Raw genomic sequence first — 18,636 nt, 5'->3', positions numbered from 1 at the left:
GAGCGGGGCATCGGGCCGGTCGCCCGCCGCCGGACAGGCCACGGATCGTTGTCCCGAGCCCCGTCCGACCCGCCACCATCCTGCCCGGGCGCCGTCTCGGGTGGGGCGCGACGGACGGGTGTGGCGTGGACTACGCGACCGGTTGGCCGGCGAACACCGGTGTTCCGGGGACGTTTGGGCCGGGCGGGCCGGGCGGGCCGGGCGGGCCGACACGGGTCGGGCGGCGGTGCGGGTGGCGTACCAACTGCCGTGGTGGACCGTGGTGCTGACCGGGCCATGCGCTCGGTTTCGCGGTGTCCCCGAGCGGGCCGGAGTTGCGAAGCGGTGGTGAAAGCCGTGTGGAGATCCTGTCCCCGACCTCGCCTATGCTGCGGTCGGATGATCACCGGATTCGGGGGGCGCGGCATGTTCGGCAAGCTGTTCGGCAGGAGTGCGGAGAGACCGGTGGGCCCGCATGTCCTTCCCGCCCCGCGCAGGCGGCGGAGCCAGGTGTACACCCTGCGCGCGCTCGGGGACGCGCGCGTGCTGGCCTTGGTGGAGGCGGCGGGGGCGGGGGACTGGCCGGCGCTGAAGGCGGCACTGCCCCTCGTCGATCTCGGCCGCGACCATCAGGTCCTCCTCGAACTGGCCGAGGTGGACGGCGTGCAGGACTGGATCGGCCAGGCCCTCGAGGACGAGGGGGAAGACCGCGCGTCGGCCCTGCTCATCGCCGGGGCGCGGTACGTCGCCTGGGGCTGGGAGGCACGCACCGCCGATGTCGCCGCGAACGTCACGCCGGAACAGCGGCGGACCTTCTTCCGGCGCCTGCGCATCGCCGAGGAATACCTCCTCGAAGCCGTCGAGTTACGACCGGACTGGGTCACCCCGTGGGGCCGTCTCCTCGCTCTGGGCCGGGGCATGTCGCTGGGCGCCGAGGTCAACGGGGCCCGACTGGCGGACGCCCTGCACCGCGATCCGCTGGACCTGGAGACCCACCTTGAGTGGCTGTTGCACCTGCAACCCCGCTGGGGCGGCGCCCCCGGCCAGGCGTTGGCCTTCGCCCGTGACGCGCTCGCCCGTGCTCCGCGCGGGCATCGCCTCGGTTGCGTGATCGCCATGGCGCACATCCACGACTGGATCGAGGCGGACGACGGGGACTGCCTCGAAACCCCCGAGACCCAGACCGAGTTGCGGCGCGCCGTCGACCACAGCATCCTCCACCCCGCCTACGCGTTCCGCCCGGGCTGGCAGTACGACTTCAACCTCTTCGCCATGGCCCTGGCGCTGGCCGACGAGCGGCATACCATCCGACGCGTCTTCCGTACGCTCGACGGCGCCTACACGGTCCGGCCCTGGCTGCATCTCGCCGAGCCCGAGAAGGAGTTCACCCGCCACCACCGCCGCGCCTGACCGCCCGCCGGGCCCCGGCCGCCGGGACCTGTGACCGAAACCGTGGCGACCAGCCGCCACCCGCGCTCGCCGGCGCGCGCCGCCGCCCGGTCGCGGGGCGGCCAGGCGCCCGCGACCCGGCACCGTCCACAGGGCGTGGCCGCGCACCCCACCGGCGCGGCAGGGCGTGGGAACGGCCCGTTCGGCGCGTCGAACAGCAGGCCATCGGCCGAGCCGAGGAAGGAGACGTGGAACATCAGGGCCATCCCCGGGGCCGACAACAGGCGCGGGTCGGCGAAGAAGCTCCGCGAAAACACCTCGAAGGCCAGGTGTCGGGCCGTCGCGGGAAGCGGATCGACTTCAGCAGGTCGTGGGCGCTGACGTGGTCGAGCCGCGCGTACCTCGCCGGTCGCGGGCGCCGCTGCCGGCGCGCGTGTCGCGCGGCTGACCACCGGCCCGCCGCGCAGTCCCCCGAACGGCGCAGCCAGGGAGGCGCCCCGCGCGGCATATGTCAGGGCGGAGGTATTTTCCCGACGGGCGAGAGGACTCCCCGATGCGCTCCCCCCAGGTGATCGGCCGGATGGCGGCGGACCTGCCGCGCGGGCCCCGCGCCGGGCCGCTCGGCGCCCCCGCGTCCGGCGCCCGCCCCGCCCCCGGCGGCGCGCCGCCGGAGCGGGACGGCGACGACGATCCGCACGCCGTCGACGACGACGTGGTCGGGGCCGTCAACCGGGAACTCGAGCGGCTGCTCGCGGCCGGCCTGACCCGCTGCCGCGACCTGGACCCGGTCTTCGCCGAGGACATCGCCGAGCGGATCGTCCGCTTCACCGTGCAGGGCGGGCGCCGCATCCGCTCCCGCCTCGTGTGGTGGGCCCTGCGCGCGTGCGGCGGCGGGGGAGCGGGGCGGGCGGGGGCGGGGCTGCGGATGGCCGCGGCGCTCGAACTCATCCAGACCTGCGCGCTCGTCCACGACGACCTGATGGACGCCGCCCCCCTGCGTCGCGGCGCTCCCTCGCTCCACGCCGACGTGACGCACCAGTACGCGGGCGCGGCGCCGGGGCCCGCGGCGCGGCAACTCGGCGCTTCGGCCGCCGTGCTCGCCGGCGACCTGGCCCTGGTCTGGGCGGACGACGCGGTCGCGGGCCTCCTGCTGGACGGCCGCCTCCCGCCGCACACCGCGCACGGGCTGCACGAGGTGTGGCGCGGCATGCGCACCGAGATGGTGGCCGGCCAGTACCTGGACGTACAGGGCCAGGCCACCGCCGCGCTCAGCCCGACCCGCGCGCTCCGCGCCGCCCGCCTCAAGAGCGCCCACTACACCGTCGAACGCCCGCTGCACTTCGGCGCGGTCCTGGCCGGCGCGGACACCGACACCACCCGGGCGCTGTGCCTCGCCGGGCGCCGCGCCGGACTGGCCTTCCAGCTCCGGGACGACCTGGACGACCTCTTCGCCGACCCGCGGACCACCGGAAAGCCGACCGGCGGCGACGTACGGCAGGGCAAGCCCACCTATCTGCTGGCCGTCGCACACGCTCTGGCCGCCAGGGCCGGGGACCGGGCCGCGCTCGACCTGCTGGAGCACGCGGTGGGCCGCACCGACCTGACCGGCGCCGAACTGGACGGCCTGCGGGCCCGACTCGTCGCCGTCGGCGCCCGCGACCTGGTCCAGGCGAAGATCGCGCGGCTCGCCCGGCAGTCCCTGCGCCACCTGGACGCGGCCGACCTGGAACCGGACGCGGCGACCCAGTTGCGCCACCTGCTCGCCGAGACCACCGGCACGCCACCCGACGCCCCCGCACCACCGGGCCGGCAGCCCGCGCCACCGCCCGCCGGGCCCGACCAGGCGCCGCCCACCGGGCCTAACCAGGCGCCGCCCACCGGCCCGGAACAGGAGGGAGCGCGGTGACCCGAACCCTCGCCGGACCCACCGACCACGTGGTGGTGGTCGACGCGTGGGGCAGGCCGTGCTGGCCACCTCCGGCCGGCCCGGCTTCGCGGTGGCCCGCCGGGCCGGCCCCCGCTGCCGCGTCCGATGCCCCGCCGCGTCGCGGGTCGCCTCTGGCGCGACGACCCGGCCTACGCCGAGCGGCACGCCGGGAGTTGAGGTCCACCGGACGCCTCCCCGGCTGAGCCGGCCGACACCGGTCGCTCGCGGCGGCGGTGGCAGTGGAAGCGCCAGCGGCGGCGCGCACGTGAGGCGGTCCGCCCCGTCCTGGCCGTGACGGGGCGGTGCTCGGGCACCGCCCGCGGACCACATCGTGGACGGCTCGGGGATTGGTCTTGACCAAGCCAGCCAGTCGTCCTATCGTCACACCCATACTGAAACAATCTTTAATAAAGAAGCGCGCATAACTTCAGCCCGCGAGACGGGCTGGCCGAGCCCGCAGCGCGGGGTGTCGGTTCGTGGGGCGGGGCGATCGCACCGCGGCGCGCTTGGCTCAGCGGGGACGCGCGGCCGGTGCGAGACCGGCCCGGACACGGCGAACGTGGAGGACAGGGTGGGGACCACGCAGCTTGAGACGGTGCCGGAGCCGAAGTACTGGCACTTGAAGACGGTGCTGAGCAACGCGCTCGATTCGGAGTTCGCGGTGGGCGAGATCCTGCCCAACGAGCGCGATCTGGCCGCGCGGTTCGGCGTCGCGCGCGCCACGCTCCGACAGGCCCTGGAACAACTGGAGTTGGAGGGCCGGCTCCAGCGCCGCCGAGGCGTCGGCACCACCGTCGCCCCGCCCCGCATGGGCGTGGCCGTCGGCGACAGCCGACAGGTCTGGCCCGGCGCGGTCGCCGACCCGTGGCAGACGCTGGGCAGCACCTCGGGCGACGTGCCCGCCGCTGTGGTGCGGCTGCTGGCGCCCGCGACGGGCGAGGCCGTGTACACGGTGCGGCGCGCGCTCACCACCGACGGCCAGCCCGTCGCCGCCGAACTGCTGTACGTGCCGGCCGGCTCCGTCCCCGAGCTGACGGGCGACGAGAACGCCGCGACCGCGCCCGGCGGCGCGACCGCCCTGCCCGCCGGGGGAGCGGCCCGGGCCCGCTCGGTCCTGCGCGAGCTGCACCGGCTGGAACTCGACGGCCAGGAGCGCACGGTGGAACTCGGCTCGGCCCGCGCGGACGACGCCAGGGCCCTGGACCGGCTGCCCGGCGCCCCGGTCCTCGTCGTGACCACCCGCTACCTGTCGGCGGGCCGGACGGCGGCCGTCAGCGTGGCGACCTACCGCGCCGACACCTGCCGCCTGACCTTCGGCGACGCGGCGCCCGACCTGCTGGCGAGCTGAACCCCACGCCCCCGGCCGCCACGACGGCGGAGCCCGAGCGCCGCGCGCGCCCCGACCGGCACCACGGTCGGGGCGCGCGCGGCGCTGACGTACCCGCGAGCGCTGACCCGTCGGCGGAGCTGACGCGCCGCACACCCGTCCCGTACGCGGGGCTGGCGCCGGAGCCGGCCCGCCGTTAGCGGCGGGCCGTGACCGTGCTCTCCACCGCGAACAGTTGCTCCTCCACGTGGTCGAGCGCCAGCCGGAGCGCGCCCGTCGCGATGGCCGCCTCGCCGAGAACGGACTGTTCCACCAGGGGCGGGCGCAGGCAGTAGCGGGCGAGTTCCGTACGCAGCGGGTCCAACACCCCGTCCAGCCCGGCGGCCCAACCGCCCACCACGACCAGCTCCGGGTCGAGCGCGAGCACCAGCGCCGTCACGTCGTGCACCAGGCGCCGGATGAACCGGGACACGGCCGCCCGCGCCCCGGCGTCGCCCGCCCTGGCCAGCGCGAACACGCGGGCTACCTGCTCCTCGTCCAGCGGGTGCAGCGGCTCCCCGGTGGTGGACAGGACCTGCTCCGGCGGCGCCTCGCCGCCCAACAGGTGCAGTGCCCCGATCTCGCCGGCCGCGCCGCCGAAACCACGGTGCAGCCGGCCGCCGATCAGCGCGCCGGCCCCGGGGCTCAGCCCGGCCAGCACGAACACGACGTCGTCGGAGCGGGTCGCGGCGCCCTGCCAGTGCTCGGCGACGGCCGCCGTGTTCGCGTCGTTCTCCACCAGCACCGGGCAGCGGAACGAGCGGCGCAGCCGGTCGCCCAGCGGCAGCCCGGTCCAGCCGGGCAGCGCGGTGCTCAGCGCCACGTTGCCCTCGGCGTCCACGATGCCGGGGCTGCCCACGCCGACCGCCCGCAGCGAACTGCGGGCCACGCCCGCGCGCTTCAGCAGGTCGGCCACGGCCCCGCGCAGCCGCTCCAGCCGCTCGTCGGCCGAGGCCGCCACGGTGACCTCCCGGGCCACCGAGCCGAGCAGCCGGCCGTCGAGGTCGGACAGGAGAGCCGAGACGCGGTGCGGGCCGATCTCGATGCCACACAGATGCCCCGCCTCCGCGCGGAAGCGGAACCTGCGCGCCGGGCGCCCCTGCCGGCGGGCCTCACCCTCCTCGGCGGGCGTCTCCACCACCAGACCGCTGTCCGTCAGCCCCTCGACCACTCCCTCGACCGTCGGGCGCGAAAGCCCGGTGACTCGAACCAGATCCGTGAGGGTCGCGGACTCCACGGTCCGCAGCGCGTGCAGCACCACGGCGGAGTTGATCCGCCGCAGCAGTGACGGGTCCCCGCCGGTGAGCCGCCCCAATCCGGCCTCCCTACCTGTGCGTGTTTGCCGGATCGTATCTGTTGCCGCCCCTCCCGGCGACCTTCCCGGTGGCGCCACAATCAGCCATCTCACCTGCCACTCGGCTCACTCGCGTGCCAGGCGGCGGCCGGGGCGGCTACCGCGGCGCGACGAACCCCGACTCGTACGCGGCGATCACCGCCTGGGTGCGGTCGCGGGCGCCGAGCTTGCCGAGCACCGCGCTGACGTGCGTCTTGACCGTCTCGGTGCCGACCACCAGGCGCCCGGCGATCTCCGCGTTGGACAGGCCGCGCGCCATCAGCCGCAGCACCTCCTCCTCACGGGCCGTCAGCGCGGCGCGCTCCATGGTCGCGCGGGCCCGCGCGTTGCCGTGCGCCGCCGCCAGCGACCGCACGGCGGCGGGGAACAGTAGCGAGTCGCCCGCGGCCACCAGCCGCACCGCGTGCACGATCTCGGCCGGCCGGGCGCGCTTGAGCAGGAAGCCGTCGGCGCCCGCGCGCAGCGCCTCGTAGACGTACTCGTCGTTCTCGAACGTCGTCACCACGAGGATCTTCGGCGGACTCGGCACCGCGCGCAGCACGGCTCGCGTCGCCTCGATGCCGTCGAGCAGCGGCATCCGCACGTCCATCGCGACCACGTCCGGGCGCAGCTCGCGCACCAGGGGCAGCACCGCGGCGCCGTCCGCGGCCTCACCGACCACCTCGATGTCCGGCTGCGCGCTGAGGATCGCGTGCAGCCCGGCCCGTACGAGTTGTTCGTCGTCGACGAGGAGGACGGTCACCGGCATGCGCACACCCTAGTCCGCGGGTCCGACGGTCCCCCGCGCGCGCCCGTCACGGGAGCCGGTCCAGATCCCTCACGGGAGCCGGTCCAGCGGCAGCCGTACGTGCACCCGCCACCGGCCGTCCGCGGGCCCGGCGTGGGCCTCGCCGCCGAGGAGCGCGGCCCTCTCCCGGATGCCGCGCAGCCCGCTGCCACCGCCCGAACCGCCCGAACCGCCCGTCCGGGCGGCGTCCGCCGCCGGCAGCGGGTTGCGGATGTCCAGTTCGAGCACCGCGTCCCGGGCCGCGACGCGCAACACGACCGGCACCGGACCGGCGTGCCGCAGGGCGTTGGTCAGCGCCTCCTGCACGATGCGGTAACCCTCCCGCGACAGCGGCCCCGGCACCCGGTCGAGAGGCCCGGTCACCTCGGCGTCCACCGGTGCGCCGGCCGCCCGGGCCGACTCGACGAGCCGCTCCACCTCGGTGAGCGCCGGGCGTCGGGGCACGTTCGCCGAGCCCGGGTCGTCCTGTCGCAGCAGCCGCAGCACCCGCTCCAGGTCTTCCAGGGCGCGCCGGCCGGTGTCCTCGATGGCCGCGAGCGCGCGCTCGGTGAACTGTGCCGAGCCCGCCGCGCGCGCCGCCCCCGCCTGCACCACGGCGACGGTGAGCGCGTGGCCGATCGAGTCGTGCAACTCCCTGGCCAGCCGGTTGTGTTCCAGCAGGCGCTCCGTACGCTCCTCGAGCACCGCCAGCCGCTCCTCACTCGACGGCGCCAGCAGCCAGCGCGCCGCCTGCGCCGCCGCTGCCCCCACGCCCACCACCAGCGCGGCCAGCGCGACCACCGGCAGCGGCGTCAACAGCGCCCACCAACCACCGGGCCCGGTGACCAGCCACACCGAAAGGCCCGGCAACCACACCGTCGCCACCAGCACCGCCGTCCCCGCCAGCACCCGCACCAACAGCCACAGCGCGGTATGGCCGCGCTCGGCCCAACCGCGCGCGGGCGCGACCGAGATGCCCGGGTCGGCCGGCCCCGTCGCGCGCCGCTCGTCCGACGAACCCCGCCGCCCCGCCCCGCTCCCGAAGCCGCCCTCACGGGACGTGGCCGACGACCGGCCGGGGGTGAGCAACAGCCGCGCCTGTACGCCCTCCGCCGACCGCACCGCCGGGATCAGGCTCAGCGCGAGCAGGATCGGCACGGGCAGCACCAGGAAGCCGGCCCAGCTCAGCGGGCCCGCCGCCGAGGTGCCGGGAAAGACGAACAGGCAGATGGACGCGAAGACCCCGCTGACGAGCAGATGCAGCCAGCGCGTGTACGTCTCGGCCCGCGCCAACGGCCTGAACAGGGCGTTTATCAGGTTCACCGGCACATCGTGCCAGCGCGACGCGCCCGCCGAATCCCCCGCCAGGGGGAGGAGCGACCCGCGCCCGGGGGAGGCCCCGGGCCCCACCCGGCCGGCAGCCTGGCGGCATGACCTCGATCGACGTACGGGACCTGCGCAAGGACTACGGCCCCATCCGCGCCGTGGACGACGTGACCTTCACCGTCCAACACGGCCGGGTCACCGGCTTCCTCGGGCCCAACGGCGCCGGCAAGTCCACCACCCTGCGCATGGCCCTCGGCCTGGACCGGCCCACCGCGGGCCGGGTGACCATCGGCGGCCGGCCCTACCGCTCGGCGCCCCAGCCGCTGCGGCTGGCCGGCGCGCTGCTGGACGCCGGGGCCGCGCTCGGCGCCCGTACCGCCCGCGACCACCTGCGCTGCCTGGCGTACAGCAACGACATCCCGCACCGGCGGATCGCCGAGGTGCTGGCCGAGACCGGGCTTGAGGCCGTCGCACGGCGCCGGGTGGGCACCTTCTCGCTCGGCATGCGGCAGCGGCTCGGGATCGCCGCCGCGCTGCTCGGCGACCCGCCCGTGCTGATGCTGGACGAGCCGAACAACGGCCTCGACCCCGAGGGCATCGTGTGGATACGGGAGTTGCTGCGCCGACTGGCCGCCGACGGCCGCACCGTGCTGGTCTCCAGCCACCTGATGGGGGAGACCGCGCGCACCGCCGACCACCTGGTCGTCCTGGGCCGCGGCCGGCTGCTCGCCGACACCCCGATGGCCGACTTCATCGCCGCGCACAGCAGCCCGCGCGCGTACCTGCGCACCACCGCACCCGAGCGGCTGCGCGACGTGCTGGCCACGGTGGGGCTGGCCGGCGCGCCGGACGGCGACGGGCGCTGGTGCCTGCCCGACATCACGGCGGCCCGCGTCGGCGAGCTGGCGGCGGCTGGCGGCGTGCCACTGCTCGAACTCACTGACGCTCCGGTCTCGTTGGAAGAGGCGTACCTGCGCCTGACGGCCGACGCCACGCAGTTCGCCGCCACCCACGACCCCGCGACGGGAGGCTGAGTCATGAACGTCACCGCGGTACTGCGCTCGGAATGGGCCAAGGTCCACACCGTGCGCGCCACTCTCGCCACGCTGGCCTGCGTCCCGTTGGCCACCGCCGGCTTCACGGCGCTGGCGTGCGCCACCCACGAACCGGGCGCCGGCGCGGCCGACTTCGACCCGGTCCACTCCTCCTACTTCGGCCTGGGCTTCGGGCAACTGGCCGCGCTCTGCTTCGGCGTGCTGGTCGTCACGGGCGAGTACCGGGGCGGCGCCCTGCGGATGTCGCTGGCGGCGGTGCCGCGCCGCGGGTTGTTCTACGGCTGCAAGCTCGCCGTCGTCGGCGGTCTCGGGCTCGCGGTGGGCACCGTGACCGGCCTCGTCTCGTTCCTGGTCGGACAGGCGCTGCTCGGCGAGGACGGAGTGGGCCTCGGCGCCCCGGGCGCGCTGCGCGCCGTCCTCGGCTGCGGGCTCTACCTCGGCCTGATCGCCGTGCTGGCCTCGGGCGTGGCCACCGTGCTCCGTGGCCCGGTGGCCGCCCTCGGCCTGCTGGTCCCGCTGCTCACCTTCGTCCAACCGATCCTGGGCACCGGCTCGCGGGCGTTCCGGGTGACCCGGTTCCTGCCGGACGCGGCCGGCCAGGGCGTCCTGCACACCACCCCCTGGGCGGGGCTCGGACCCTGGTCGGGCCTCGCGGTCCTGGCCGCCTGGACCCTGCTCCTGGCGGCGGCGGGTTGGCGGGCCCTGGAGCGGCGGGACGCCTGACCCCGCCCGGGGCGACGCGTAACGGCGCCGACCGCGCGCCCCCACGGACGGAGGGGCCGTGCGGGCGGCCGGGCTCAGTCGCTCGCGGCCTCGCGCAGCCGGCCGTACTCCTCGGCCATGGTCTCCAGGCTCCAGTGCGCGTTCAGGCCGCTCGGGTTGGGCAGCACCCACACCCGGGTGTCACCCAGCGAGGTGTCCTGCGGGCCAATGCGGGCCTTGCGGTCGTCGAAGGCCACCCGGTAGGCGGTGACGCCGACGACCGCGAGCCACGCCGGGCGCAGGCGGGCCACCTTCTCGCGCAGTATCCGCCCGCCCTCGCGGTACTCGTCGGCGCCCAGCTCGTCGGCGCGCGCACTGGCCCGCGCCACCACGTTGGTGATGCCGAGCCCGTACGTCAGCAACTCCCGCTCCTCGTCCGGGCGCAGCCGCCGCGGCGTGAACCCGGAGGCGTGCAGGACCGGCCAGAACCGGTTGCCCGGGCGGGCGAAGTGGTGGCCGGTCGCCGCCGACATCAGTCCCGGGTTGATGCCGCAGAACAGGACGCGCAGCCCCGGCGCGACCACGTCGGGCACGACGCGGTCGCGGGCGGCGGCCAACTCCTCGGGGCTCACGCGGCGGCCGTCGGGGCTCAGAGGATCGACCCCGGCGCGTACCCGGCGGCCTCCGGGTACTGCCTGGTGATCTCCTCGACGCGGGCCACCACGGAGGCGACCTGGTCCGCGGCGGCGCCGGTGAAGGAGAGCTTGTCGGCCATCAGGGCGTCCAGCGCCGCCCGGTCCAGCGGAAGGCGCTCGTCCGCCGCGAGGGTGTCCAACAGTTCGTTGCGCTCGGCGCCCCGCTCGCGCATGGCCAACGCCGCCGCCACCGCGTTCTCCTTGATGGCCTCGTGCGCCTCCTCGCGACCCACGCCGGCCCGCACGGCCCCCATCAGCACCTTGGTGGTGGCCAGGAACGGCAGGTAGCGGTCGAGCTCGCGGGCGACGACGGCCGGGAAGGCGCCGAACTCGTCCAGCACCGTCAGGAACGTCTCCAGCAGGCCGTCGAGTGCGAAGAAGGCGTCCGGCAGCGCGACGCGGCGCACCACCGAGCACGACACGTCGCCCTCGTTCCACTGGTCGCCCGCCAGTTCGCCGGCCATCGACGCGTAGCCGCGCAGGATGACCGTCAGGCCGTTCACCCGCTCGCAGGAGCGCGTGTTCATCTTGTGCGGCATCGCGGACGAGCCGACCTGGCCCGGCTTGAACCCCTCGGTGACCAGCTCGTGGCCGGCCATCAGCCGGATCGTCTTGGCGATCGAGGAGGGGGCGGCGGCCACCTGCACCAGGGCCGTGACCACCTCGTAGTCCAGGGAGCGCGGGTAGACCTGGCCGACGGAGGTGAAGGCGCTCCCGAAGCCGAGGTGCCCGGCGATGCGCTGCTCGAGGTCGGCCAGCTTCGACGCGTCGCCGCCGAACAGGTCGAGCATGTCCTGCGCGGTGCCGACCGGGCCCTTGATGCCGCGCAGCGGGTAGCGGTCGAGCAGCTCCGTGAGGCGCGCGAAGGCCACCAGGAGTTCGTCGGCGCCGGTGGCGAAGCGCTTGCCGAGCGTGGTGGCCTGCGCCGCGACGTTGTGCGAGCGTCCGGCCATGACCAGCTCCGCGTGCTCGGCCGCCAGCGCGGCGAGCCGGGCGAGCACCGCGACCACGCGGTCGCGCACCAGCTCGAGCGAGAGCCTGACCTGCAACTGCTCGACGTTCTCGGTCAGGTCCCGGGACGTCATGCCCTTGTGTACCTGCTCGTGCCCGGCCAGCGCGTTGAACTCCTCGATCCGCGCCTTGACGTCGTGCCGGGTGACCTTCTCGCGCTCGGCGATCGACTCCAGGTCCACCCGCTCAAGGACCCGCTCGTAGTCGGCGATGGCGGCGTCCGGCACCTCGATGCCCAGGTCCTTCTGGGCGCGCAGCACGGCCAGCCACAGCCGCCTCTCCAGCACCACCTTGTGTTCGGGGGACCACAGGAGGGCCAGCTCCGCCGAGGCGTAGCGGCTGGCCAGGACGTTCGGGATGCGCGGCTTAGCAGTCACGGACGCACAGTCTACTGGCGGTATCCGCAGGCCAGCGCCGCGCCCTCGGCGTCCGGCGGCCCGCCGGGGCCGGCCCACCGGCATCGTGCGGCATCCCGCGCCGGGCCGCCGCCGGGTCGCGGTGGGTCAGCCGCCCGGCGCCGAGCGGGCGTCGGTCGCGTCGTCGGCGTCCCGCACCGGCAGCGCGAGGGGCAGCAGCTCGGCCCGCTTGGGGGAGCGGCCGTCGCCCGACGAGCGGCCGGTCAGCCGCCTGCCGATCCAGGGCGCCAGGTGCTGCCTGGCGAACCGCAGGTCAGCTCCGCGCCGGGAGCGCCAGCCGGGCAGCACCGGCGGCGGCAGCGGCGCGCGCCAGTCGTACGTGGCCGGCAGGCCGATCGCCTGCCAGACGGCCTCCGCGACCCGCCGGTGCCCCTCGGTGTTCAGGTGCAGCCGGTCGTCGGCCCACATCCGCGGATCGCCCAGCACGGGCGCCCCGAACAGGTCCACGACCGCCGCCCCGTGCCGCGCGGCCAGGGCGTCGATGTGCGTGTACAGCCGCTCCATGCGCGGTCGGCCCCGCTCCAGGAGCGGCCCGTGCCGGCCGGGGCTGTGCATCAGGACGAGCTGGCGGCACCTCGGGGCCAGCAACTCGACGGCCTCCTCCAGGCGGGCGGCCACCAGCCCTATGTCGCATTTGGGGCGCAGCACGTCGTTCAGCCCGCCGACCAGCGTCACCAGGTCGGCGTCCATCGCCGCGGCCGGCCCGGCCTGGTCGTCGACGATCTGGCCGATCAGCTTGCCGCGCACGGCGAGGTTGGCGTAACGGAAGTCCGGAACGCGGGCCGCGAGCCGCGCCGCGAGGAGATCCGCCCAGCCGCGGTAGGTGCCGTCGGGCAGTTCGTCGGACATGCCCTCGGTGAAGGAGTCGCCGACCGCGACGAAACTGGAGTACGTGGCGTTCATCTGCATGGCGAGGGCGATCATATCGACAGGCCGGCAACGGTGACCGGGCCGGTCACAGGACCCGGCCGACCCGCCAGTCCGCCTTCCGTCCGCTTGCGGCCCGGCCGCGCCGTCGGCGCCCGGGTGCCCCACCGACACAGGAGACCACCGGATGTCCGAGCGCCTGACCGCCGACCAGATCCGCGCCGACCAGCTCGACGCCCTCCACGAGCGCGCGGCCCGCGCCACCCAGCCCGCCCACGGCGCGGCCGGGGCGGCCGATGCCGGGCCGGCCGACGGCGCGCTGTGGGAGGCGGCCCGCGCGGCGGTGGCCTGGCTCGACGCGGCCAACGCCACCCGCGACCGCGCCGAGGAGACCGCCCTGCGCCTGCTGAAGCTCACCGAGGAGACGGGCGAGGTGATGAACGCCTACACGGGACTGACCGGCCACAACCCGCGCAAGGGCGTCACCCACGAGCGCGCGGACGTCGCGGCGGAGCTGTGCGACGTGATCCTCACGGCCGCCGTGGTGCTGCACGAGTTCAGCGACGACCCGGCCGGCACGCTCGACGCGCACGTCCGCGGCGTCACCGAGCGCATTCGCGCGGGGACCGACGAGCGCCCCTGAGAGCCGCCGGCCGCCGTGCTCGCCACACGGGCCGGGCCGGTTCGGATTCCGAACCGGCCCGGCTGACGGTCACCGGCCCGGGCCTCGCCGAGGCCCGGGCCACTCCCGTACTACGCGCTCGGCGCCGGGCCCACCAGCTCCCGCAGCACGTCCTCCATGGTCACGAGCCCGGCCAGCCGGCTGTGCTCGTCGATGACGGCGGCCAGGTGCGTGCTCGTGCCCCGCATGGCCGTCAGCACGTCGTCGAGCGGCGTCGCGGCCCGCACGCGGGCGATGGGCCGCAACTGCTCCGTGCGGAAGGCCACGTCCCGTGGCCGGGCGTCCAGGGCGTCCTTCACGTGCAGGTAGCCCAGGATGCGCCCGCCCTCGTCGATGACGGGGAAGCGCGAGAACCCGGACTCGGCCGACAGGGTCTCCAACTGCTCCGGGGTGACCCCCAGCCGGGCCGTGACCACCCGGTCGACGGAGAGCACGACGTCCCGCACCGGCCGCCGGCCCAGCTCCAGCGCGTCGCGCAGCCGCTCGGTGGCCCGGTCGTCAAGGAGCCCGGCCTCACTGGAGTCCGCGACCATGCGCGCCAGGTCGGCGTCCGAGAACGAGGCCGCCACCTCGTCCTTGGGCTCCACGCGCAACAGCTTGAGCAGCGCGTTCGCGAACGCGTTCACCGTGAAGATCACCGGCCGCAGCGCCCGCGACATGGCCACCAGCGGCGGGCCGAGCAGCAGCGCCGAGCGCACCGGCTCGGCCAGCGCGACGTTCTTCGGCACCATCTCGCCGAAGAGCATGTGCACGTACGTCGCCACCGCCAACGCGATCACGAAGGCGATCGGGTGGGTCAGCCCGTCCGGCACGCCGACCGCGTGGAAGACCGGCTCCAGCAGGTGCGCGATGGCCGGCTCGGCGACGATGCCGAGCACCAGGGTGCACAGGGTGATGCCGAGCTGCGCCGCCGCCATCAGGGCCGACACGTGCTCAAGGCCCCACAGCACGCTGCGCGCCCGCCGGTCGCCCTGCTCGGCGTGCGGTTCGATCTGGCTGCGGCGCACCGAGATGAGGGCGAACTCGGCCCCCACGAAGTACGCGTTGACCACCAGCGTCAGCAGGCCGATCAAGAGTTGGACCGCGATCATCGACGGGTCTCCTTCCGCTGCCGCGTGGCGTCGAGGGACGCCGCCCCGTGCCCGGGGCGCGTCCGGCGGCCGGGGCCGTCAGCCACGGCCGGTTCCGCGGCCGTGTCCAGGGCGGTGGGCCGGTCGGCCCGGTCGGCGTGGTGCTCACGGTGCTGGCCGCCGGCGCGCCGCCAGCCGCGGTGCGGCCGGTCCCGGCCGCCGTCCCCGCCGCGCTGGCCGGAGCCGGCGTCGTCCGCGTCGGCCTCGTCCGTCGCGGAGGCCAGCGGCGCGCGCAGGCGCACGCTCGCGGCGCGGCGCCCGGAGGCGTCCGTCACCTCAAGCTCCCAGCCCGCCACGACCAGCTCGTCCCCCCGGGCCGGGATGCGCCCCAGCTCGGTGGCGACCAGGCCGGCCAGCGTCTCGTACGGGCCCTCCGGCGCGCGCAGCCCGATCGTCCGCAACTGGTCGGTGCGGGCCGCGCCGTCCGCGTCGTACAGGGCCCGGCCCTCGGGGTCGGTGCCGCGCGCGGCCAGGTCGGGGGTCTCCAGCGGGTCGTGCTCGTCCCGGACCTCGCCCACGACCTCCTCGACGATGTCCTCCAGCGTGACCACGCCGGCCGTGCCGCCGTACTCGTCGATGACGACGGCCATGGTGCGCTTGCCGGAGAGCCGGTCCAGGAGCCGGTCCACGGTCAGCGACTCGGGAACCAGCAGCGGGTCGCGCAGCAGGGCCGACACCGGGTGGCGCGGCCGGCGCTCGGCCGGGATGGCCAGGACGTCCTTGATGTGGGCGACCCCGACGACGGTGTCGAGGTTGCCGCGGTAGACGGGGAAGCGGGACAGGCCGGTGGCCCGGGTGGCGTTGGCGACGTCCTCGGCGGTGGCCTGCACGTCGAGCGCCATGACCTGGACCCGGGGCGTCATCACGTTCTCCGCCGAGAGCTCGGCCAGGTTCAGCGTGCGGACGAACAGTTCCGCGGTGTCCCGGTCGAGGGCGCCCTGGCGGGCGGAGTGCCGGGCGAGCGCGACCAGCTCCTGCGGGCCGCGCGCCGACGCCAGCTCCTCGGCCGGCTCCAGCCCCATCCGGCGCACCATGCGGTTGGCCGTGTTGTTCAGGTGCGAGATCAGCGGGCGGAAGGCCGCGCTGAAGACGCGCTGCGGGGTGGCGACCCGCTTGGCCACCGGCAGCGGCTTGGAGATCGCCCAGTTCTTGGGGACCAGCTCGCCGACCACCATCAGCACCAGCGTGGACAGCACGGTGCCCAGCACCAGGGCGAAGGAGTTCACGGCCGACGAGGGCACCCCCACGGCCTCCAGGGGACCGCCCAGGAGCGCCGCGATCGACGGCTTGGCCAACATGCCGACGATCAGGTTGGTGACGGTGATGCCGAGCTGGGCGCCCGAGAGCTGGAAGGTGAGGCTGCGCACGGCCTGGAGGGCGCTGTGCGCGCCGCGCTCGCCACGGTCCACGGCCCGTTCCAACTCGGCGCGCTCGACCGTGGTCAGCGAGAACTCCGCCGCGACGAAGGCTCCGCAGGCCAGTGACAGAAGCAGCGCCACGGCCAGGAGCAGCACTTCCATCATCGGGTCACCTCCGTCCCATGGTCGGACAGGAACAGAGGGATCGCGCGACAGCGGCTACTGGGAGGCTCGCCCATGGACGGACGCTCACACCTTTCGCAGGAGGTTTTACGGACAGAGGATCGAACACCCATCGTAAAGGATCGGCAAAGCGGCGGACGGGGACCGTGATCAGCACCACTGGAAACGCCCCGTCACTCGCCACGCACCGTTCTCCGACCGACCGACTCCGGGGCGCCGGCGTGCGGCCCCGAGCCGTCCGGGTACCCGCCCGACCCCGCACCATGCGACGGCCGGGCGGAGGCGGCCCGAACCCACCGAGGGCGCGGGCCCACCCGACGGCGTGGGCCCACCCGGGGCGTGGGCCCACCCGGGGCGGTGGGGGCCCGCGCCCCGCGGCACGGTGCTCGGGGGTGACGGGGGGCCGGGGCACCCGGGGACTCAGCCCTCGCGTAGCTCGGCGATGACCTTGCCGAACGCCTCCGCGTAGGGGTCGAGCACGGTGAAGTAGGTGAAGCCGAACCGCTCGCGGTGGGCCCGCACCTGGTCGGCGATCTCCGCGACCGTGCCGGCCAGCAGCGCCGGGTGCTCCAGCACCTGGTCCTCGGTCAGGCCGCCCGTGTGCGGGGCCAGTTCCGCCGCCGCGGCGCGGCGGTCGTCGGTGATCACCACCTGCTGGACCAGGTAGTTCAGCTCGGCGGGCGCCGCCCGGTCGGCGGCGAACGAGCGGTAGGCGGCCACCCGCTCCTCCAGCGCGTCGGCGCTGATCACCGACAGGGTGCCGGCGGGCGCGTCGGGCGCCTGGCTGGCACCGGTGAACGCCACGGTCTCGGCGTGCCGCGCGGCCAGCCGCAGCACGCGGTTGCCGTTGCCGCCGAGCAGCACCGGCGGCCGGGGCGACTGCGCGGGGCGCGGCTGCTGCTCGGTGTCGGTCAGGAGCCGGTCCAGTTCGGTCAGGGTCCGCTCCAGGCGGTCGACGCGCTCGCGCGGGGAGCCCCACGGCAGGCCGGCGGCGTCGTGCTCGGCCTTGACGTAACCGGTACCGAGGCCGAGTTCCAGCCGACCGCCGGTGAGCTGGTCGCAGGTGGCCACCTCGCGGGCGAGCAGCGCCGGGTTCCAGAACCCGGCGTTGAGCACGAAGGTGCCGACCCGCGGGCGCTCGGTGGCCTCGGCGGCGGCGATCAGGGCGGGGAAGGGGGCGGGCATGCCGAGGTGGTCGGGCACCAGCAGGACGTCGTAACCGAGCGCCTCGGCGCGCCGGCACTTGTCTCTCCACGCCTCGCCGGTCTCTATCGTGAGCATGTTGACGCCGAAGCGGAACGGGTGGGTCATGAACGGCCTCCTCGATCACGGGCAGTGGGTACGTTTCTACCCCCGGCCGACTCCGGCCGACGCCCCGCACCCACCTCCCCCCGTGCACGGTGGCGCACCGCGACCGCCGCCCCCGGCGCGGGCCGGTAGCCCGCACCCGCCGTACGTACCCGCCGCCGGCCGCGAGGGGCGCGTGGGGGGCGCTCAGTCCTGGTCCCGGGCGGGCGGCGGCCCGCCGTCGTCGTCCGTCGCGCCCGGCCGTTGGCCGTCGGCGGGCAGTGTCGGCCGTCGGGCCACGCCCAGCACGCACGAGCTGGTCGGCAGCGGCAGCCCGCGCTCGGGCACGCGCAGCCGCCGGTAGGTGTCGATCTCGAACCCGGCCCGGCGCACCTCGGCCACGATGTCGCGGCTCGTGTGGCAGCCGCCGCACAGGGCCGGCCACACCGTACGGTCCAGCGCCCGCTGGGTCAGCGCCATGGCACGCCCCCGGGCCCGGCCGTGCTCCAGGAAGCGCAGCTCACCGCCGGGGCGCAGCACGCGGCGCAACTCGCGCAACGACCGGCGCAGGTCCTGCACCGAGCAGAGCACCAGCGCCGTCACCACCGCGTCGAACGCCTCGCTCTTGACCGGCAGCGCCTCCGCCCGCGCGGGCACCACGTCCACCGGTACGTGTGCGCGTAGCGCGGCCGTGACCGCGAGCCTGCGCAGGTGGCTCTCCGGCTCGATCGCCACGACCTCGGCGACCTGGCGCGGGTACCGCGCGAAGTTCAGGCCGCTGCCCGCGCCGATCTCGATGACCCGCCCGGTGAGGCCGGCGAGCAGTTCGTCTCGTAGCGCCCCGAGCCCCGCGCGCTCGTCGGCCAACGGGGCGAGCCGCGCGTAGGAGCGGGCGAACAGCGGGTGGTGGACGGGTTGGTGACGGACGTCGCGGCTGCGTCCCCGCATGGCGGTGGTGCCCCTTCCTCTGTTTCCCGGGCAGGTGTTTCCCCGGGCAGGTCCACCGCCAGCGTGCCCCGGCAGCGCCGGCGCGCACCGCCGGGCGGCGAAGTGCACCCGCGCGGGCGCGGCTTGAGGGGCCCGAACGCGGCACGGTACGGGTGACGCGCGGGAGGACAGGGGTGGGCGCGGACGTGACGCGTG

At 75.6% G+C, this 18,636-nt stretch carries 16 protein-coding genes and 2 pseudogenes; 7 read left to right on the top strand and 11 right to left on the bottom strand.

What is annotated here, in order from left to right:
• The first annotated feature begins 405 nt into the window (after positions 1 to 405).
• A complete protein-coding gene (locus AC3CHW_RS01405) occupies positions 406 to 1,389 on the top strand; it encodes a hypothetical protein (protein ID WP_488470934.1) in 984 nt (327 codons plus the stop codon).
• A gap of 167 nt (positions 1,390 to 1,556) precedes the next feature.
• Here the strand turns inward: AC3CHW_RS01405 and AC3CHW_RS01400 are convergent.
• Positions 1,557 to 1,777 (bottom strand): annotated as a pseudogene (locus AC3CHW_RS01400) (isorenieratene synthase); the annotation flags it as partial.
• 144 nt (positions 1,778 to 1,921) lie between these two features.
• Here AC3CHW_RS01400 and AC3CHW_RS01395 point away from each other — a divergent pair.
• The 3 genes and pseudogenes from AC3CHW_RS01395 (at position 1,922) to AC3CHW_RS01385 (ending at position 4,643) form a co-directional block, all read left to right on the top strand.
• The gene (locus AC3CHW_RS01395) at positions 1,922 to 3,274 is read left to right on the top strand and encodes a polyprenyl synthetase family protein (RefSeq protein WP_488469248.1); all 1,353 of its coding nucleotides are present in this window, start codon (positions 1,922 to 1,924) and stop codon (positions 3,272 to 3,274) included.
• A gap of 22 nt (positions 3,275 to 3,296) precedes the next feature.
• A pseudogene (locus AC3CHW_RS01390) lies at positions 3,297 to 3,498 on the top strand (DUF5914 domain-containing protein); the annotation flags it as partial.
• A gap of 368 nt (positions 3,499 to 3,866) precedes the next feature.
• Positions 3,867 to 4,643: a GntR family transcriptional regulator gene (locus tag AC3CHW_RS01385; RefSeq protein WP_398611699.1), complete on the top strand. Its 777-nt coding sequence runs from the start codon at positions 3,867 to 3,869 to the stop codon at positions 4,641 to 4,643.
• Positions 4,644 to 4,818: 175 nt separating this feature from the next.
• Here AC3CHW_RS01385 and AC3CHW_RS01380 read toward each other — a convergent pair whose 3' ends face one another.
• From AC3CHW_RS01380 to AC3CHW_RS01370, 3 genes are all read right to left on the bottom strand, one after another.
• Positions 4,819 to 5,976, bottom strand: a complete 1,158-nt coding sequence (locus AC3CHW_RS01380; protein ID WP_176165538.1) for an ROK family transcriptional regulator — start codon at positions 5,974 to 5,976, stop codon at positions 4,819 to 4,821.
• Positions 5,977 to 6,112: 136 nt separating this feature from the next.
• A complete protein-coding gene (locus AC3CHW_RS01375) occupies positions 6,113 to 6,763 on the bottom strand; it encodes a response regulator (protein WP_176165539.1) in 651 nt (216 codons plus the stop codon).
• Positions 6,764 to 6,832: 69 nt separating this feature from the next.
• On the bottom strand, positions 6,833 to 8,095 hold the full coding sequence (locus AC3CHW_RS01370) for a sensor histidine kinase (RefSeq protein WP_488470933.1): 1,263 nt from the start codon (positions 8,093 to 8,095) through the stop codon (positions 6,833 to 6,835).
• A 116-nt stretch (positions 8,096 to 8,211) separates the two neighbouring features.
• Between AC3CHW_RS01370 and AC3CHW_RS01365 the strand changes: the two genes are divergently transcribed.
• On the top strand, positions 8,212 to 9,141 hold the full coding sequence (locus AC3CHW_RS01365; protein WP_488469247.1) for an ABC transporter ATP-binding protein: 930 nt from the start codon (positions 8,212 to 8,214) through the stop codon (positions 9,139 to 9,141).
• A 3-nt stretch (positions 9,142 to 9,144) separates the two neighbouring features.
• Positions 9,145 to 9,885 carry an ABC transporter permease gene (locus AC3CHW_RS01360; protein ID WP_488469246.1) on the top strand — a complete coding sequence of 247 codons (741 nt, stop codon included), beginning with the start codon at positions 9,145 to 9,147 and terminating at the stop codon, positions 9,883 to 9,885.
• A 74-nt stretch (positions 9,886 to 9,959) separates the two neighbouring features.
• On the opposite strand, the gene mug is transcribed toward AC3CHW_RS01360, so the two are convergent.
• From mug to AC3CHW_RS01345, 3 genes are all read right to left on the bottom strand, one after another.
• Positions 9,960 to 10,496: a G/U mismatch-specific DNA glycosylase gene (gene mug, locus AC3CHW_RS01355; RefSeq protein WP_398611702.1), complete on the bottom strand. Its 537-nt coding sequence runs from the start codon at positions 10,494 to 10,496 to the stop codon at positions 9,960 to 9,962.
• Positions 10,497 to 10,513: 17 nt separating this feature from the next.
• Complete coding sequence (gene purB / locus AC3CHW_RS01350; protein ID WP_176165544.1) at positions 10,514 to 11,947, bottom strand: adenylosuccinate lyase; 1,434 nt, start codon at positions 11,945 to 11,947, stop codon at positions 10,514 to 10,516.
• Positions 11,948 to 12,073: 126 nt separating this feature from the next.
• A complete protein-coding gene (locus AC3CHW_RS01345; RefSeq protein ID WP_488470932.1) occupies positions 12,074 to 12,895 on the bottom strand; it encodes an SGNH/GDSL hydrolase family protein in 822 nt (273 codons plus the stop codon).
• Between the two features lie 145 nt (positions 12,896 to 13,040).
• Between AC3CHW_RS01345 and AC3CHW_RS01340 the strand changes: the two genes are divergently transcribed.
• Positions 13,041 to 13,496 (top strand): MazG-like family protein, encoded by a 456-nt coding sequence (locus AC3CHW_RS01340; protein WP_488469245.1) that lies wholly within the window; start codon positions 13,041 to 13,043, stop codon positions 13,494 to 13,496.
• Between the two features lie 110 nt (positions 13,497 to 13,606).
• Here AC3CHW_RS01340 and AC3CHW_RS01335 read toward each other — a convergent pair whose 3' ends face one another.
• The 4 genes from AC3CHW_RS01335 to AC3CHW_RS01320 all read right to left on the bottom strand — a co-directional run bounded on the left by AC3CHW_RS01335 (position 13,607) and on the right by AC3CHW_RS01320 (position 18,441).
• The gene (locus AC3CHW_RS01335; protein WP_176165546.1) at positions 13,607 to 14,626 is read right to left on the bottom strand and encodes a hemolysin family protein; all 1,020 of its coding nucleotides are present in this window, start codon (positions 14,624 to 14,626) and stop codon (positions 13,607 to 13,609) included.
• On the bottom strand, positions 14,623 to 16,188 hold the full coding sequence (locus tag AC3CHW_RS01330; RefSeq protein ID WP_398611706.1) for a hemolysin family protein: 1,566 nt from the start codon (positions 16,186 to 16,188) through the stop codon (positions 14,623 to 14,625). The genes AC3CHW_RS01335 and AC3CHW_RS01330 overlap by 4 nt, the downstream gene beginning before the upstream one ends.
• A 438-nt stretch (positions 16,189 to 16,626) precedes the next feature.
• Positions 16,627 to 17,517 (bottom strand): LLM class F420-dependent oxidoreductase, encoded by an 891-nt coding sequence (locus AC3CHW_RS01325; RefSeq protein WP_488469244.1) that lies wholly within the window; start codon positions 17,515 to 17,517, stop codon positions 16,627 to 16,629.
• Between the two features lie 183 nt (positions 17,518 to 17,700).
• Positions 17,701 to 18,441, bottom strand: coding sequence for a class I SAM-dependent methyltransferase (locus tag AC3CHW_RS01320; protein WP_488469243.1), 741 nt, complete (start codon positions 18,439 to 18,441; stop codon positions 17,701 to 17,703).
• Between the last annotated feature and the right edge of the window lie 195 nt (positions 18,442 to 18,636).

It is taken from the genome of Streptomyces sp. MGP-BFMKR1, assembly GCF_057766585.1.
Note: the sequence above shows the minus strand (reverse complement) of the source record. Positions and strands in the feature narration are given on the sequence as shown.